Origin of the sequence: Streptomyces sp. AP-93 (assembly GCF_022808175.1) — a bacterium.
Lineage (GTDB): Bacteria > Actinomycetota > Actinomycetes > Streptomycetales > Streptomycetaceae > Streptomyces.
This window is the reverse complement of the sequence record NZ_JALGBX010000010.1, coordinates 256,536-271,936: the sequence shown is the minus strand read 5'-3', so window position 1 is coordinate 271,936 and position 15,401 is coordinate 256,536. Positions and strand designations below refer to the sequence as shown.

Sequence of the window (15,401 nt, the reverse complement as noted above, 5' to 3'; positions counted from 1 at the left end):
CGACACAACATGTGGGGGCTACCGCGAGCACCGGCCCCCACATGTATGCTCGTGCTCGCTGTCGTCGCAGGGGAATCCGGTGAGAATCCGGAACTGTCCCGCAACGGTATGAAATGCACCGACCCGCTCGGTGCATCCGCAAGTCCGAGGACCTGTCGACAGTGCGCCCGGCTCGACCGAACCGGGTGCAGATACGTCCGGGCCTCGCGGTTGGGCCGGTGGACGCCACGTGGCGCACGCGCACGGCCCTGCCAGGCACGCGCTCCCCCACGTGCGCCCCCTCGCGCCCCGCACCAACGGTGTTCCCGGAGCCGAGCGAGGGAGAGCTCCCCCCGTGACCATCGCGCCTTCCGCACCGCGCGCCGAGTCCGACCCGTCCGCCCATGAGGGTCCGGGGGCCGCGCTGCTGCGCACGCTCACCGAGCTGACCGCCGACCTGCCCGACACCGACCCCGGCCGGGTCGCCGCCGCCGCGCTGCGCGGCCGCAGCGCCGCCGCCGACGAGGCGGAGCTCCGTACGCTCGCCACCGAGGCGGCCGCCGGACTGATCTCCGAGGACCCGGCCTACTCCCGCCTCGCCGCCCGCCTGCTGACGCTGGCCGTGCGCGACGAGGCCGCCGGCCAGGGCGCCACCTCCTTCTCCGGCTCCGTCGAGATCGGCCACCGCGAGGGGCTGATCGCCGACCGCACCGCCGACTTCGTACGCCTGCACGCGAACCGGCTCGACGCGCTCGTCGGGCACGCGCTCGCCGAGGGCGCCGACGACCGCTTCGGCTTCTTCGGCCTGCGCACCCTGCACAGCCGCTACCTGCTGCGCCACCCGATCACCCGCCAGGTCATCGAGACCCCGCAGTTCTTCATGCTGCGCGTGGCCTGCGGTCTCGCCGCGGACGAAAGCGTCCCGGCCGTGGAGGAAGTCGCCTCCCTCTACCGGCTGATGAGCCGCCTCGACTACCTGCCGTCCTCCCCCACCCTCTTCAACTCCGGCACCCGGCACCCGCAGATGTCCTCCTGCTACCTGCTGGACTCCCCGCTGGACGAGCTCGACTCGATCTACGACCGCTACCACCAGATCGCGCGCCTCTCCAAGCACGCCGGCGGCATCGGCCTCTCGTACTCCCGCATCCGCTCCCGCGGTTCGCTGATCCGCGGTACGAACGGCCACTCCAACGGCATCGTGCCGTTCCTGAAGACCCTCGACGCCTCCGTCGCCGCCGTGAACCAGGGCGGCCGCCGCAAGGGCGCCGCCGCGGTCTACCTGGAGACCTGGCACGCGGACATCGAGGAGTTCCTGGAGCTCCGCGACAACACCGGCGAGGACCAGCGCCGTACGCACAACCTGAACCTGGCCCACTGGGTGCCGGACGAGTTCATGCGCCGCGTGAACGCCGACGCCGACTGGTCGCTGTTCTCCCCGGCCGACGTCCCCGAGCTGGTCGACCTGTGGGGGGACGCGTTCGACGCCGCCTACCGCAAGGCCGAGGAGTCGGGCCTGGCCCGCAAGAGCATGCCCGCCCGCGACCTGTACGGCCGGATGATGCGCACCCTCGCGCAGACCGGCCAGGGCTGGATGACCTTCAAGGACGCCTCCAACCGCACGGCGAACCAGACCGCCGAGCCGGGCACCGTCGTCCACTCCTCGAACCTCTGCACCGAGATCATCGAGGTCACCAACGACGGCGAGACGGCCGTCTGCAACCTCGGCTCGGTCAACCTCGGTGCCTTCGTCATCGACACGGCCGACGGCCGGGAGATCGACTGGGAGCGCCTGGACGAGACCGTCCGCACCGCGGTCACCTTCCTCGACCGCGTCGTGGACATCAACTTCTACCCGACCGAGCAGGCCGGCCGCTCCAACGCCCGCTGGCGTCCGGTGGGCCTGGGCGCGATGGGCCTGCAGGACGTCTTCTTCCAGCTGAAGCTGCCCTTCGACTCACCCGAGGCGAAGGCCCTGTCCACGAAGCTCTCCGAGCGCATCATGCTCGCGGCGTACGAGGCCTCGTGCGACCTGGCCGAGCGCAGCGGCCCGCTCCCCGCGTGGGAGCAGACCCGCACGGCCCGCGGCGTGCTGCACCCCGACCACTACGACGTCGAGCTGAACTGGCCGGAGCGCTGGGACGCGCTGCGCGCCCGGGTCGCGAAGAGCGGCATGCGCAACTCCCTGCTCCTCGCCATCGCCCCGACGGCGACCATCGCCTCCATCGCGGGCGTCTACGAGTGCATCGAGCCGCAGGTCTCCAACCTCTTCAAGCGCGAGACCCTGAGCGGGGAGTTCCTCCAGGTCAACGGCTACCTGGTGCAGGAGCTCAAGCGGCTCGGCGTCTGGGACGCCCAGACCCGCGAGGCGCTGCGCGAGTCCTCCGGCTCGGTCCAGGGCTTCGGCTGGATCCCGGCGGAGGTGCGCGACCTGTACCGCACGGCGTGGGAGATCCCGCAGCGCGGACTGATCGACATGGCGGCCGCCCGTACGCCGTTCCTGGACCAGTCGCAGTCGCTGAACCTGTTCCTGGAGACGCCCACCATCGGCAAGCTCAGCTCGATGTACGCGTACGCCTGGAAGCAGGGCCTGAAGACCACGTACTACCTGCGCTCCCGCCCCGCGACGAAGATCGCCCGCGCCGCCTCCGGCAGCACGGTCCCGGCGGCCGTCACTCCGCTCCCGCAGGCCGTCGACGCCGACGCGCTGGCCTGCTCCCTTGAAAACCCCGAGTCCTGCGAGGCCTGCCAGTAATGAGCTCCAACCCCACCAAGAACCTCCTGGACCCGGGCTTCGAGCTCACGCTCCGCCCCATGCGCTACCCGGACTTCTACGAGCGCTACCGGGACGCGATCAAGAACACCTGGACCGTCGAGGAGGTCGACCTCCACTCGGACGTCGCGGACCTCGCGAAGCTGACGCCCTCCGAGCAGCACATGATCGGCCGGCTGGTCGCGTTCTTCGCGACGGGCGACTCGATCGTCTCGAACAACCTCGTGCTGACCCTGTACAAGCACATCAACTCCCCGGAGGCGCGCCTGTACCTGTCGCGCCAGCTCTTCGAGGAGGCCGTGCACGTCCAGTTCTACCTGACGCTGCTCGACACCTACCTGCCCGATCCGGACGACCGCGCGGCCGCCTTCGACGCGGTCGAGGAGATCCCCTCGATCCGCGAGAAGGCGCAGTTCTGCTTCCGCTGGATGGCTGCATTGGACGGAGAGGGGGTCGAGAAGATCGACCGCCTGGAGACGGCCGCCGACCGCCGCCGCTTCCTGCTGAACCTGATCTGCTTCGCCGCGTGCATCGAGGGCCTGTTCTTCTACGGTGCGTTCGCGTACGTGTACTGGTTCCGCTCGCGCGGTCTGCTGCACGGTCTGGCGACGGGCACCAACTGGGTGTTCCGGGACGAGAGCGCCCACATGAGCTTCGCCTTCGAGGTGATCGACACGGTCCGCAAGGAGGAGCCGGAGCTCTTCGACGACGCGCTCCAGCAGCAGGTCACCGACATGCTGCGGGAGGCCGTCGAGGCCGAGCTGCAGTTCGGCCGCGACCTGTGCGGTGACGGCCTGCCGGGCATGAACACCGAGTCGATGCGCGAGTACCTGGAGTGCGTCGCGGACCAGCGCCTGGTCCGCCTCGGCTTCCCGCCCATCTACGGCTCGCAGAACCCGTTCTCCTTCATGGAGCTCCAGGGCGTCCAGGAGCTGACGAACTTCTTCGAGCGCCGCCCGTCGGCCTACCAGGTCGCGGTCGAGGGCACGGTCGACCTGGACGAGGACTTCTAAGCGGCCTTCATGTGCTGCCGGCGCCCCCGCCCCTGGGGAGATCGACCTGGGTGACCAGGACCTCGGGCGGGGGCTCTCTGCTGTTCCCGGCGCCGCTCGGCGGCCGCGCGGATCTGCCGGTCGACGCGGCGCTCGCGCGCGGCTCCGTAGAGGGCGGGGGCCAGGAGCAGGGCGGCGACGGCCAGGACGACGAGGTAGTCGAGGAATGTGTTCATGACTCCACTCTCGCCACGGCGGCCGAAACCGGACAGTGGCAGGACTGTCATGAAAGAGCAAATTACTGCCACACTGGAAGCATGCTGAAGCCTTCCTCCCTCAACAACGTGGCCGTGGCCGTGGTGAACGGGGTCACCCCCTTCGAGATGGGCATCTTCTGCGAGGTCTTCGGGGTCGACCGCAGCGCCATGGGCCTGCCGACCTACGACTTCGCCGTCTGCACGATGGAGGAGAACCCGATCACCGTGGGCGACGGCCACTACAGCCTCACGCTCCCCCACGGACCCGAGCGGCTGGAGGAGGCGGACCTGATCTGCCTGCCCGCCGACCGCGAGGCACCCACCCGCGTGTACCCGGAGCCCCTCCTGGAGGCCCTGCGGCGGGCCGTGGACCGGGGCGCGCGGGTGCTGAGCGTGTGCAGCGGGGCCTTCGTGCTGGGCGCGGCCGGGCTGCTGGACGACCGGCGCTGCACCACGCACTGGATGCACGCCCCGACCCTGGCCCGCCGCTTCCCGCGGGCCAGGGTCGACCCGGACGTGCTCTACGTGGACGAGGGCCAGGTGATCACCTCGGCCGGGACCGCCTCCGGGATCGACGCGTGCCTGCACCTCGTCCGGCAGGCGCAGGGCACCGAGGTGGCCAACACCATTGCCCGGCGGATGGTCGTACCGCCGCACCGGGACGGCGGACAGGCGCAGTACATCCAGCGCCCGCTGCCCCGCACCTCCTGCGACACGGTGGGCGAGGTGATCGGCTGGATGGCCCGCCACCTGGAGGAGGAGATCACGGTCGAACAGCTCGCGGAGCGGGCCCACATGTCCGCGCGGACCTTCGCCCGCCGTTTCCTCCAGGAGACGGGGACCACCCCGTACCAGTGGGTGCTGCGCCAGCGGGTCCTGCTGGCGCAGGAGCTGCTGGAGGCCACCGACGAGACGGTGGACGCGATCGCGGGGCGCTGTGGATTCGGTACCGCGGCGGCCCTGCGCCACCACTTCCTGCGGACGCTGAGCACGACCCCGAACGCCTTCCGCCGCGCGTTCCGGGGCCCGGCCGCGGCCTGACGTCCGGCCGACTTGACGAATTGAGCAAGAACTTTCCCCGTCTTGATCGTTTTCGTCCTACGGTTTGCTCGTTCGCATACGACAGGGGATCCCATGACTCGCACCATCCGGACCGTCGGCCCGCACCCGGCCGCGCCCGAACCGAGCGACATCTCCTGGGACTAGCCCCCGCACCGCTCCACGCGAAAGGCGCCCCGCTCCGGTCGGGAGCGGGACGCCTTTTCGCGTACGGGTACGGGCGGCTACGCGTTCGGAACCGTGTCGTAGCGCGCGGTGCCCTCTTCCATCTGCCGCAGCGCGTCCTTGCGGTCGCGCTTCGAGAGCCGGTCGATGTACAGGTAGCCGTACAGGTGGTCGGTCTCGTGCTGGAGGCAGCGCGCGAAGTAGCCGGTGCCCCGCACCTTGATCGGGTTGCCCTGCGCGTCCTGGCCGGTCACCTCGGCGTAGTCCGGGCGGGCCAGCGAGGCGTAGGCGGTCGGGACCGACAGGCAGCCCTCGTTCGAGTCGTCCAGGATCCGGGCTCCGGCCGGCAGCTCGACGAGCTTCGGGTTGATCACCACGCCGGTGTGACGGTTGCCGTCGTCGTCCGGGCAGTCGTAGACGAAGACCTTGGCGTCGACGCCGATCTGGTTCGCGGCGAGGCCCACGCCCTCGGCGGCCTTCTGGCTGGCGAACATGTCGTCGATCAGCTGCGCCAGCTCGTCACCGAACTCGGTGACGTCCTTGCACTCCCGGTGCAGGACCGGGTTGCCGACGACCGTGATGGGGCGGGCGGTGCCGCGCTCACGGTGGGCGAGCTCGCGCGCCTCACAGTCCTCGGTGTCGACGACGTACCCGTCGTTCACGCTCTCGACAACGTCGTTCTCCTGCTGCGCCATGTCCGCCGTACGCCTTCCGTAATTCCACCAGTCACCGTTGTGCCGGTACAGACTACGGCCCCGGCTCAGCAGACTTCTTCGAGATCCCGCCACTCCCGGCTGTCCGGACTGTCCGCGACCCAGCCGTCGAGCAGCCCGCGCACCAGGCCCGCCGGCGCCGCGATCCCGCACTCCCGCTCGGGCACCCACAGGGATCCCGACCCGGTCGTACGGTGCCCCAGCGGGCCGGGGTGGCCAGGCTCGCTGTGGTCGTGCGGGTCCAGGTGCTCCCCGTCCCCCTCGCCGCTCGGCATCGCGCTCTCCGAGCAGGTCCGGCACAGCAGCCGCACCGAGGAGGACCAGTCCTCGGCGGCGAAGCCGGCGTCGGAGGCCAGCTGCTCCAGGGCGTTGCGGTCGGCCTCGGTGGCCGCCTCCAGGAGCACCACCCAGGTCGGCACCGGGGAGGGCGCCCACAGCTCGATCTCGTCGAACACGGGGTAGGAGGGCCCGGCCGCGGTGACGCGCTCGCCGTGCGGGACCCCGTCGTGCAGGACGACCTCGCCCCAGCGCCGGCCCGAGGAGGGCAGCGGGATCGACAGGACCTCCATGCGGGCCGGGTCCAGCCGGCGGCCCCAGACCACCTCGGCCTCACCCTCGGGCGACAGCCGTACGGCCGCGCTCCCGAGCTCCATGCCGACCGGTTCGCCGTTGGAGTGGCCCCCGCCGCCCGCGCCGTGCGGGTCTCCGGGCACCTTGAGCCCGTAGGCCTGCCAGGCGCGCCGGGCCAGCGGCCAGTCCTGCAGCGCGGTCGCGGCGATGCCGACGTTCCACCAGTCCGGGGCACCGGTCTCCCGGTCGAGCAGGGCCACGGCACGCAGCCCGGCGGCCCGCGCCTGCTCCCAGTCGTGGCGGAACTTGTGGAGCAGCGCCAGGTTGAACCAGGACTCGGACAGCCAGGGTTCCAGGTCCGCCGCTCTGGTCAGGAGCGCGCCCGCGTCCTCGTACCGACCGTCGCCGATCAGCGTGAACGCGCGGTCGGTGGCCTGCCGCCACGAGGCGGAGGGCCGATGCCGTACCTTCCCGAAGATCCTCACGATTCCCGCCTGCCGGACACTCTTGCTCGGGACACTCCTGCTGCGAACGCTCCTGCTGGAAACACTCTCACTGGCATCCAACCATGCCCACTCGGACGGCCGCTCATTACCCATGGGTTACCCAGGCGGGACGGGTACGACTCTGGCACGTCCGCCCCGGGCGAGCACCCTGGCGAGACACTCCACGACTTCCGGCTGGTAATCGCGGCCGGTCCCCAGGCGCAGCCGCTCCAGGGCCTCCAATGAGCCGCCCGGGTGACGGGCACCGCCGACGAGATCGTCGTACGCGTTGACCGCGCGCACGATCCGGGCGGCGACGGGCTGGTCGCGGTACGGGGCCGCCTGCAGCTCCACCACCACCGCGACCTCGGCCGGGACGCCCGTCTGGCGGGCCACCTCCCCGCCGAGCCCGGCGATCCTGCGGGCCTCGGCCTCGGGCAGCTCGGCGGTGGCCCCGGCCGGGACCGGGTCGACGAGGGAGAGCTGCCCGATGTCGTGCATGAGGGCGGCGTACTCCAGCACCCTGAGCTCCCGCTCCGAGAGGCCCAGCTCCCGCCCCACGGCGCAGCTGAGGGCGGCGACCCGGCGGGAGTGGCCGGGCCGGGTGTAGCCGGCGATCTCGGTGGCGCGGGCGAGGGAGGTGATGGTCTGGCGGTAGGTGGTGCGGATGGCGGTGATCCGGTGGAAGGACATCTGGGTCAGGAGCAGCGGCACGCTGAAGACGGGCACCGCCCACAGGCCGGCGACGGCGACGCCGAGGGCCATCACGACGCCCGTGGCGCAGATCGCGGAGCCGATGCCCAGCTGGGCGCGGAGCTCGTCGCGCAGCAGCGGGGCGAACGGCCAGCCGGTGCGGGCCCCGGCGAGGGCCGCGCCGAGGACCGCGTCGCACAGGGCCGTGAGCCCGAGGACGACGACCAGGAAGAACACGAGGTACGGGCCCTGGCCGACCCATTGCTCCAGCCGCCCGGAGTTGTAGAGCGGCTGGAAGCAGACGGCGGCGAAGGTGACGGTGAGGACGCGGCGGGCCAGGTGGTCGAGGGCCGGTCCGCGGCCCCGGGCGATGTGCGGGACGATCCCGAGGAGCGCGGCCGCGACGACCACGGCGACGATCTGCAGCACCCCGTGGTGGGTGGGGGCTCCGGCGTTCTGCCCGAGCAGGGCGTACGCGAGCGCCCCCGCGGATCCGAGCGGCGCGGGCTGCTGACGGGCGGCGTCGCCGCTGTCCCGGCGGGCGAGCTCGCCGATGGTGATCAGGGTGCCGAAGGCGAGGGCGATGCCCGGCTCGGTCAGGCCGTTCCACACGGTGTGCCCGAGCGCGGCCACGGTCAGCGCTCCGGCGGCCCCGCGCACGACGGCGACGGCCCAGCCCCTCATGCGTTCGCTCCCGCGGCGGGGGCGGACGGGGAGCCGGGGGCTCCCGGCTCCTCCTCGGCGGCGGCTCCGGGCTCGGCGGCGGGCCCCGGCACGCAGTGGCAGGGGTCCCCGGCACCGGCGGCCGGGAGCGGGCTCCCGCTCGCGCGGGCCTGGGCCGCGGCTCCGGCCGGGGCGGCCTGGGCGGGCAGTCCGGTCAGCGCCGCACCGGCGGGCACGGCCTCCCGCACGGCCCCCTCGGCCACAGCAGCGGGAACGTCGCCGCCGCCGGCCGGGATCAGCTCGGAACCGCCGGCCGGGATCACCTGGAGGTCGTCGTCCGAGGTCACCTTCGGATGCCAGCCCTGGTGGCCGATCGCGTCGACCAGCGCCCGCACCATCTCCGGGTCGAACTGGGCCCCCGCGCACCGTTCCAGCTCGGCCAGGGCGACCGGCACCGGGCGGGCCCTGCTGTACGACCGGGTCGAGGTCATCGCGTCGAAGGCGTCGGCGACCGCCACGACCCGGGCCAGCACCGGGATCTGCTCCCCGGTCAGCCCGTACGGGTAGCCGGAGCCGTCCACCCGCTCGTGGTGGTGCAGGATCGCCGCGCGGGCCTCTCCCAGGAAGCCGATGCCGCGCACCATCTCGTGTCCGTACTCGGGGTGGAGTTCGATGATCCTGCGCTCTTCGGGGGTCAGCGGTCCGTCCTTGCGCAGCAGCCGGGTCGGGACGCCGAGCTTGCCCACGTCGTGCAGGATCCCGGCGATGCGGACGACTTCGAGGCGTTCCTCGCCCATGCCCAGCTCGCGGGCGATCATCGCCGAGGCCTGGCCGACCCGCTCGCTGTGGCCGCGGGTGTAGCGGTCCTTGATGTCGACGGCCTGGACCAGCGCCCGGATGGTGGCCTGGTGGGCGGCGCGCTCGCGGTGGTACTGCGCGAAGACCCAGCAGGAGATGTACATCGGCAGCATGACGAGCAGTGCGGCCGGAAGTCCGTACGGGCTGCGCCACATGACGGCCATCATCAGCCCGGCGAGGCCGTGCACGCAGTGCGGGGCGAGGGACCGGGTCACCAGGCCCCGCCAGGCGGTGGCGGCGGGCCGGCGTTCGGCGGCGGCCAGGATGCCGCCGTCGAGGGCGGTCAGCACCAGGCAGAAGGCGACGGCCGCGGCGGCGGCGGGGAACATCACGTACGGGAAGTCGGCGACCCAGGCGGCCGGACCCCCCGGCGACACGGACCCGTCCGGCCCCGGCGGCCCGGTCCCGCCGGCGGAGCCCGCGCCCAGCGCCTCGGGCCCGCCCAGCAGCCCGTAGAGCTGCCCGGCGGTCCAGGCGGCTATGGACTGCTGCGCCCCGTGCCAGATGCGCCGCACCCGGGCGGGCCGCGCCGTCACGGTCCCGGCGAGTCCGCCGGGGAGCGCGACGAGGGCGGCGGCCGCCGGCGGCAGGAGGAACACGGCGGCCAGCACCACCGGGAAGAAGGAGCCGAGGCCCTCGGGCACCCGGCGCCCCATGAGCGGGCAGACCTTGACCAGTTCGCAGCCGAGGTAGAGCACGGAGAGCAGACCGATGGAGGGCCACGGTGTGGCGGAACCGGTGACGGCCGGGGCGACGCACGCGCAGGCGGCGATGACGGCGCACAGGACGTAGGCGCGCGCCAACGGCGGAAGTACCCGCATGGCGCTCTCCTCCCCCTGAGCCGTGCAAGTCAGGTACGAATCAAACCAGTACCGAATGGGGAGAATAAGTGGGGCCGGGAGCGAGGTGGGCCACATTTTTGCATTGCGCCATGCGGACGCCCCCGGATTACCACGTTCGAGTGAAGGAAGTGCCCTTCCGGGGGCGGCTGTTCAAGATTGTTCAATCGGGTACTACTTCATCGGCGAACCTGGCCGATTTTCAACTTTTCAGCCCGCCGCGGATCCCGGCATGGGCTCGGCGGCGACGGCCGGCTCGGGCGCCGGGGCCGTAATGTCATGGTCCGGCACGGCCTGCCCCGAACGGATGAGCTCGATCCGCCCCATCACCTTGGAGCGCAGGTCGGTCGGCACGTCGTCCGATCCGCAGCAGCGCTTGACCAGCTTCTTCACGGCCTGTTCCAGGCCGTACTTCTCCAGACAGGGATTGCACTCGCCGAAGTGCGTCTCGAACTTCGTGCAGTCACTGTCGGGCATCTCCTGGTCCAGGAACTCATAAAGGTGGTCCAGGACCTCGGAGCACTCCGTCTCGTGCGCATCTCCGCAGCTCATGAGCCCGAGCCTTTCAGGTCGTTCGACTCTCCCGCGCCGGCCGGGACGAGCCCGCGCTCACGGGCGTAGTCCTCAAGCATTCCACGGAGTTGACGGCGGCCACGGTGCAGTCGCGACATGACCGTACCGATGGGTGTACCCATGATGTCCGCGATCTCCTTGTACGCAAAGCCCTCCACGTCGGCAAGATAGACCGCGATGCGGAACTCCTCCGGAATGGCCTGGAGAGCTTCCTTCACGTCGGAATCGGGCAGGTGATCGAGAGCCTGCGACTCTGCGGAACGCAAGCCCGTCGACATGTGCGACTCGGCGCGCGCAAGCTGCCAGTCCTCGATCTCCTCCGCCGCACTGCGCTGGGGTTCGCGCTGCTTCTTGCGGTACGAGTTGATGAAGGTGTTGGTCAGAATGCGGTACAGCCACGCCTTCAGGTTGGTGCCCTCGCGGAACTGGTGGAAGGACGCGTACGCCTTCGCGTACGTCTCCTGGACCAGGTCCTCGGCGTCGGCCGGATTGCGCGTCATGCGCAGGGCGGCCGAGTACATCTGGTCGAGGTAGCCGAGGGCATCCCTCTCGAAGCGCGCATTGCGCTCCGGGGTCGTCTCCTCCGCGTGGCCTTCGTCGGTCCCGGCGACAGGACCCACCTCCTCCGACTGCGTGGCGGCTCCGAAAGCGGACCCGCTCGAATCGGAGAATAGTCGACCATCCCGGTCGCCCGCCGCCCGAACCAAGCCGCGCTTGGGCGCGGGCAGCACTGTCCAGTCCAGGTCAGCGGCCTGCGGACGGTTCTGGCTGATGACCTGGGTCATGCGGTGCCTCTCCTCCGACGTCTTCCCGTACGTACCGACATCCGGGACAACAGGCGGCCCGGGCGGCGCATTCCCCGGCGGGGCGCGGGTTTCGGGACCAACGTCACACCGACCTCACACCGGCAGCCGGCCGAGCCACCCGGCCACCGCCCCGGTGATCACCGCGAGGGCCTCCTCCTGCGTGGGCCCGGTCCTCTTCGGCACGGCGAAGCCGTGGTCCCCGCCCTCCACTTCCACCAGCTCGTACGAGGCTCCGCGCGCTCCCCGCGCCGGGAACTCCTCCGGCCGCCCGAAGGCGTCGCGGCCGCCCTGGACCACCAGCGCCGGCCGCCCGGCGCCCAGCAGCTCCTCGGCCCGGGACTTCTCCGGCCGGCCCGGCGGGTGCAGCGGGAAGGCCAGCGCGAGCACCCCGGCCGCGCCCAGTTCCGCGGCGGTGCGGCAGGCCACCCGGGCCCCGGCGCTGCGGCCGCCCGCGACGACGGGCAGACCGGGCTCCGCGAAGGCGGGCCACAGGGCGTTCCAGCCCGCGTCCAGCACCTTGGGCGCGGCTGCGACCTTCTTCCCGGCGACCCGCCAGGGCTGCTCGGCCAGCGCCACGGTGATCCCGAGGGCGGGCAGGGCCGCGGCCAGGGCCTGGAGGTCCCGGGCCTCGATCCCGCCGCCGGCTCCGTGGCCCAGGGCGAGCACCAGGCGGGCCTTGCCCGCCGGGGCCGGGTACCAGGTGATGCGGGCCTCGCCCGCCGGGGTGCCGATGATCTCGGTGCGCTCGGTGCGCGTGCTGCTCATGCCCCGATCATGCCGCTCGGCGGCGGCCGCCGGGGTGACGCCGGGGCCGCCGGGAGCGCCGAGCACTGAGGGCGCCGGAGCACCGGCGGCACCGGGGCCGTCAGAAGAGCGTGCCCTCCTCCGGCCCCTCCAGTTCCTCCAGCAGTTCGGGCCCGTTGTTGCGGACGTTGCTCGCGGCCGTGGACACCGGATACGCGCGCATCAGCCCGCCGGGCGGCGGGGCCAGCAGGGCCTGGAGCTCGTCGGGGTCGGTCCGCGCCGGGTCCAGCCAGGCGTCCCACCGGTCCGGGGTGAGCATCAGCGGCATCCGGGGGTGGATGTCGGCGAGCGAGCGCGGACCCTCGGCGGGGGCGACGCCGAGCGGACCGGTCTCGGCCTCGGCGGTGATCACCGAGCAGGTCGCCCACCAGGCGAGCGGATGCTCGTCGGGCAGGGTCCGGTCGCGCCAGAACTCGTATATCCCGGCCATGGCGAAGACGGAGCCGTCGGAGGGCAGGACGAAGTAGGGCTGCTTGCGCGTCCGCTTCTTCTTGCCCTCGACCTCGAGCTGCCGCTCGTCGTGGGCGGTGACCCACTCGTAGTAGCCGTCCGCCGGGATGATGCAGCGGCGCTGCGCGAAGGGGCGGCGGAAGGAGGGCTTCTCCGCGATGGTCTCGGACCGGGCGTTGATCATCCGGGCGGCGCCGTCGGGATTCTGCGCCCAGGACGGGACGAGCCCCCATTTCAGGACCCTCAGCTGGCGAACCGGACGCGGGCTCGGAGCGTCTTTCAGTGGACGGTCGAGGACGACGTGGACCTCTTTCGTCGGAGCCACGTTCCAGTCGGGCGCGAGCACCTCCTCGGGCTCCCACCGCTCCACCCCGAAGACTTCGGCCAGCTCCTCCGGCCCACGACTCGCTGCATACCGTCCGCACATGGCTGCCACACTGCCATGTCACCCGATCGCCGCCACAAGGAGTCCGCCACCCCATGAACACCAGCACCACGGCCGGCCTGTGGGACCGGCTCACCGGCATACAGACGGCGCCCGACCAGTGGCTGGTGATCGCGACGGGGCTGGTGGCGCTCGTCGCGGTGGGGCCCCGGCCGGTGTGGCGGCTGTCGCGCAACGCGATCACCATCGCCCACGAGGGCGGCCACGGACTTTTGGCGCTGCTGACGGGCCGGAGCCTGGACGGGATCCGGCTGCACTCGGACACCAGCGGGGTCACCGTCAGCCGCGGCAAGCCCACCGGCCTCGGCATGGTCCTCACCGCCGCCGCCGGGTACACGGCGCCGTCCCTGCTCGGCCTCGGCGGGGCGGCCCTGCTCTCGGCGCACCGGATCACCCTGCTGCTGTGGGCGGCGACCGCCCTGCTGCTGGCGGTGCTGGTGATGATCCGCAACGCGTACGGGCTGCTGTCGGTGCTGGTCACGGGTGCCACCTTCGTACTGGTCTCCTGGCTGGCCCCGGCGGACGTGCAGGCGGTCTTCGCCTACGCCGTGGTGTGGTTCCTGCTCCTCGGCGGCGTCCGGCCGGTATTCGAGCTGGGGGCGAAGCGCCGCGGCGGCTCGGCGCCCGACTCCGACGCGGACCAGCTCGGACGGCTCACCCACGTGCACCCGGTGGTGTGGCTGCTGTTCTTCCACGTGGTGGCGCTGTCCTCGCTCGTCGGCGGCGGCCGCTGGCTGCTGGCCCTCTGACCGGCCGCTGACCGACAGCTGACCGCCCGCCGACCGACAGCCTCCCTCCGACCGACCGCGGACCGACCGCGGACCGGCCCGGACCGGCCCGGGCCGGCGCGTGTCCGCCCGCCGAGACTCCCCCGGTGATCAAGATCTGTGGCCATGGGAAGCCACTAAAGTGGTGGCCATGACCGAGACCCCCGCGCCCCACGCCCTCTGGCCCGCCCCGCTCGCCGAAGCCGCCGTCCAGGCCACCGTCACCGTGCCCGGGTCCAAATCGGTCACCAACCGTGCCCTCGTGCTCGCCGCGCTCGCCTCCGAGCCGGGCTGGGTGCGCCGCCCGCTGCGTTCGCGCGACTCCCAGCTGATGTCCGACGCGCTGCGCGCGCTGGGCGTCGGCATCGAGGAGACGGTCTCCTCCAGCTCCGCCGGCGAGGGCGGCGAGGCCTGGCGCGTCATCCCCGCCGCACTGCACGGCCCGGCCACGGTCGACGTCGGCAACGCGGGCACGGTCATGCGCTTCCTGCCGCCCGTCGCCACCCTCGCCTCCGGCGACATCCGCTTCGACGGGGACCCGCGCTCCTACGAGCGCCCCCTGGGCCAGGTCATCACGGCGCTGCGCACGCTCGGCGCCCGCATCGACGACGACGGCCGCGGGGCGCTGCCGCTGACCGTCCAGGGCGGCGGGGCGCTGGAGGGCGGGACCGTCGAGATCGACGCGACCAACTCCTCGCAGTTCGTCTCCGCGCTGCTGCTCTCCGCCCCGCGCTTCAACCAGGGCGTCGAGGTCCGGCACGTGGGCACCAACCTGCCGTCCATGCCCCACATCCGGATGACCGTGGAGATGCTGCGCGCGGCGGGCGCGCAGGTCGACACCCCCGAGTCCGGCGGCGAGAAGAACGTCTGGCGGGTCGCCCCCGGCGCCCTGCTCGGCCGCGACCTGGTCGTGGAGCCGGACCTCTCCAACGCGCAGCCCTTCCTGGCGGCGGCCCTGATCACCGGCGGCACGGTCACCATCCCGGACTGGCCGCGCCGCACCACGCAGCCCGGTGACGCGCTGCGCCGGATCTTCACGGAGATGGGCGGTTCCTGCGAGCTTAACGACGCCGGCCTGGTCTTCACCGGCACCGGCAAGATCCACGGCATCGACGTGGACCTGGGCGAGGTCGGGGAGCTCACCCCGGGCATCGCGGCGGTCGCGGCGCTGGCCGACTCGGAGTCCGTGCTGCGCGGGGTGCAGCACCTGCGGATGCACGAGACGGACCGGCTGGCGGCGCTCACCAAGGAGATCAACGGGCTGGGCGGCGATGTCACGGAGACCGCGGACGGTCTGCGGATCCGCCCGCGCAAGCTGCACGGCGGCACCTTCCACACGTACGACGACCACCGGATGGCCACGGCCGGCGCGGTGATCGGCCTGGCGGTGGAGGGCGTGCTCATCGAGAACGTGGCGACGACCGCGAAGACCCTGCCGGACTTCCCGAAGATGTGGGCGGACATGCTCGCCCGGGCCGAAGCGGCTCCGGCAGGCGTGGGAGCGTAGGGCCCG

At 72.2% G+C, this 15,401-nt stretch carries 14 protein-coding genes and 1 riboswitch; of the genes, 5 read left to right on the top strand and 9 right to left on the bottom strand.

Features of this window, described 5'->3' with window-relative positions; genetic code table 11:
- Positions 1-70 precede the first annotated feature (70 nt).
- Positions 71-153, top strand: a riboswitch (cobalamin riboswitch).
- Between the two features lie 181 nt (positions 154-334).
- Together MTF69_RS19045 and MTF69_RS19040 are read left to right on the top strand one after the other, a co-directional pair.
- Complete coding sequence (locus MTF69_RS19045) at positions 335-2,731, top strand: ribonucleoside-diphosphate reductase subunit alpha (protein ID WP_243336094.1); 2,397 nt, start codon at positions 335-337, stop codon at positions 2,729-2,731.
- Positions 2,731-3,762, top strand: coding sequence for a ribonucleotide-diphosphate reductase subunit beta (locus MTF69_RS19040; RefSeq protein ID WP_243336093.1), 1,032 nt, complete (start codon positions 2,731-2,733; stop codon positions 3,760-3,762). The genes MTF69_RS19045 and MTF69_RS19040 overlap by 1 nt, the downstream gene beginning before the upstream one ends.
- On the opposite strand, the gene MTF69_RS19035 is transcribed toward MTF69_RS19040, so the two are convergent.
- Positions 3,759-3,977, bottom strand: a complete 219-nt coding sequence (locus MTF69_RS19035) for a hypothetical protein (RefSeq protein WP_243336092.1) — start codon at positions 3,975-3,977, stop codon at positions 3,759-3,761. The two genes, MTF69_RS19040 and MTF69_RS19035, sit on opposite strands and share 4 nt — an antisense overlap.
- Before the next feature lie 81 nt (positions 3,978-4,058).
- Between MTF69_RS19035 and MTF69_RS19030 the strand changes: the two genes are divergently transcribed.
- Positions 4,059-5,039: a helix-turn-helix domain-containing protein gene (locus MTF69_RS19030; protein ID WP_243336091.1), complete on the top strand. Its 981-nt coding sequence runs from the start codon at positions 4,059-4,061 to the stop codon at positions 5,037-5,039.
- Between the two features lie 242 nt (positions 5,040-5,281).
- Here MTF69_RS19030 and def read toward each other — a convergent pair whose 3' ends face one another.
- From def to MTF69_RS18990, 8 genes are all read right to left on the bottom strand, one after another.
- On the bottom strand, positions 5,282-5,917 hold the full coding sequence (gene def, locus MTF69_RS19025) for a peptide deformylase (protein WP_243336090.1): 636 nt from the start codon (positions 5,915-5,917) through the stop codon (positions 5,282-5,284).
- Positions 5,918-5,982: 65 nt separating this feature from the next.
- Positions 5,983-6,990, bottom strand: coding sequence for a hypothetical protein (locus tag MTF69_RS19020; RefSeq protein WP_243336089.1), 1,008 nt, complete (start codon positions 6,988-6,990; stop codon positions 5,983-5,985).
- 117 nt (positions 6,991-7,107) lie between these two features.
- Positions 7,108-8,367, bottom strand: coding sequence for an HD-GYP domain-containing protein (locus MTF69_RS19015; protein WP_243336088.1), 1,260 nt, complete (start codon positions 8,365-8,367; stop codon positions 7,108-7,110).
- Positions 8,364-10,025, bottom strand: a complete 1,662-nt coding sequence (locus MTF69_RS19010) for an HD-GYP domain-containing protein (protein ID WP_243336087.1) — start codon at positions 10,023-10,025, stop codon at positions 8,364-8,366. The genes MTF69_RS19015 and MTF69_RS19010 overlap by 4 nt, the downstream gene beginning before the upstream one ends.
- A 228-nt stretch (positions 10,026-10,253) precedes the next feature.
- The gene (gene rsrA / locus MTF69_RS19005; RefSeq protein ID WP_243336086.1) at positions 10,254-10,595 is read right to left on the bottom strand and encodes a mycothiol system anti-sigma-R factor; all 342 of its coding nucleotides are present in this window, start codon (positions 10,593-10,595) and stop codon (positions 10,254-10,256) included.
- Positions 10,592-11,236, bottom strand: coding sequence for a sigma-70 family RNA polymerase sigma factor (locus MTF69_RS19000; RefSeq protein WP_008741505.1), 645 nt, complete (start codon positions 11,234-11,236; stop codon positions 10,592-10,594). Before MTF69_RS19000 ends, rsrA begins: the two co-directional genes overlap by 4 nt.
- A 279-nt stretch (positions 11,237-11,515) precedes the next feature.
- A complete protein-coding gene (locus MTF69_RS18995) occupies positions 11,516-12,187 on the bottom strand; it encodes an alpha/beta family hydrolase (protein ID WP_243336085.1) in 672 nt (223 codons plus the stop codon).
- A 100-nt stretch (positions 12,188-12,287) separates the two neighbouring features.
- Positions 12,288-13,103, bottom strand: a complete 816-nt coding sequence (locus MTF69_RS18990) for an SOS response-associated peptidase (RefSeq protein WP_243336084.1) — start codon at positions 13,101-13,103, stop codon at positions 12,288-12,290.
- Between the two features lie 53 nt (positions 13,104-13,156).
- Here MTF69_RS18990 and MTF69_RS18985 point away from each other — a divergent pair, with 53 nt between their 5' ends.
- Positions 13,157-13,870: a M50 family metallopeptidase gene (locus MTF69_RS18985; RefSeq protein ID WP_243336083.1), complete on the top strand. Its 714-nt coding sequence runs from the start codon at positions 13,157-13,159 to the stop codon at positions 13,868-13,870.
- 169 nt (positions 13,871-14,039) lie between these two features.
- A complete protein-coding gene (gene aroA / locus MTF69_RS18980; protein ID WP_243336082.1) occupies positions 14,040-15,395 on the top strand; it encodes a 3-phosphoshikimate 1-carboxyvinyltransferase in 1,356 nt (451 codons plus the stop codon).
- The last annotated feature ends 6 nt before the right edge of the window (positions 15,396-15,401 follow it).

What these genes read in the sequence shown, in the direction of transcription:
- MTF69_RS19040 (WP_243336093.1), top strand. Translation starts at nt 2,731, where the DNA reads ATGAGCTCCAACCCCACCAAGAACCTCCTGGACCCGGGCTTCGAGCTC.
- MTF69_RS19035 (WP_243336092.1), bottom strand. Translation starts at nt 3,977, where the DNA reads ATGAACACATTCCTCGACTACCTCGTCGTCCTGGCCGTCGCCGCCCTG.
- MTF69_RS19030 (WP_243336091.1), top strand. Translation starts at nt 4,059, where the DNA reads ATGCTGAAGCCTTCCTCCCTCAACAACGTGGCCGTGGCCGTGGTGAAC.
- def (WP_243336090.1), bottom strand. Translation starts at nt 5,917, where the DNA reads ATGGCGCAGCAGGAGAACGACGTTGTCGAGAGCGTGAACGACGGGTAC.
- MTF69_RS19015 (WP_243336088.1), bottom strand. Translation starts at nt 8,367, where the DNA reads ATGAGGGGCTGGGCCGTCGCCGTCGTGCGCGGGGCCGCCGGAGCGCTG.
- MTF69_RS19010 (WP_243336087.1), bottom strand. Translation starts at nt 10,025, where the DNA reads ATGCGGGTACTTCCGCCGTTGGCGCGCGCCTACGTCCTGTGCGCCGTC.
- rsrA (WP_243336086.1), bottom strand. Translation starts at nt 10,595, where the DNA reads ATGAGCTGCGGAGATGCGCACGAGACGGAGTGCTCCGAGGTCCTGGAC.
- MTF69_RS18995 (WP_243336085.1), bottom strand. Translation starts at nt 12,187, where the DNA reads ATGAGCAGCACGCGCACCGAGCGCACCGAGATCATCGGCACCCCGGCG.
- MTF69_RS18990 (WP_243336084.1), bottom strand. Translation starts at nt 13,103, where the DNA reads ATGTGCGGACGGTATGCAGCGAGTCGTGGGCCGGAGGAGCTGGCCGAA.
- MTF69_RS18985 (WP_243336083.1), top strand. Translation starts at nt 13,157, where the DNA reads ATGAACACCAGCACCACGGCCGGCCTGTGGGACCGGCTCACCGGCATA.
- aroA (WP_243336082.1), top strand. Translation starts at nt 14,040, where the DNA reads ATGACCGAGACCCCCGCGCCCCACGCCCTCTGGCCCGCCCCGCTCGCC.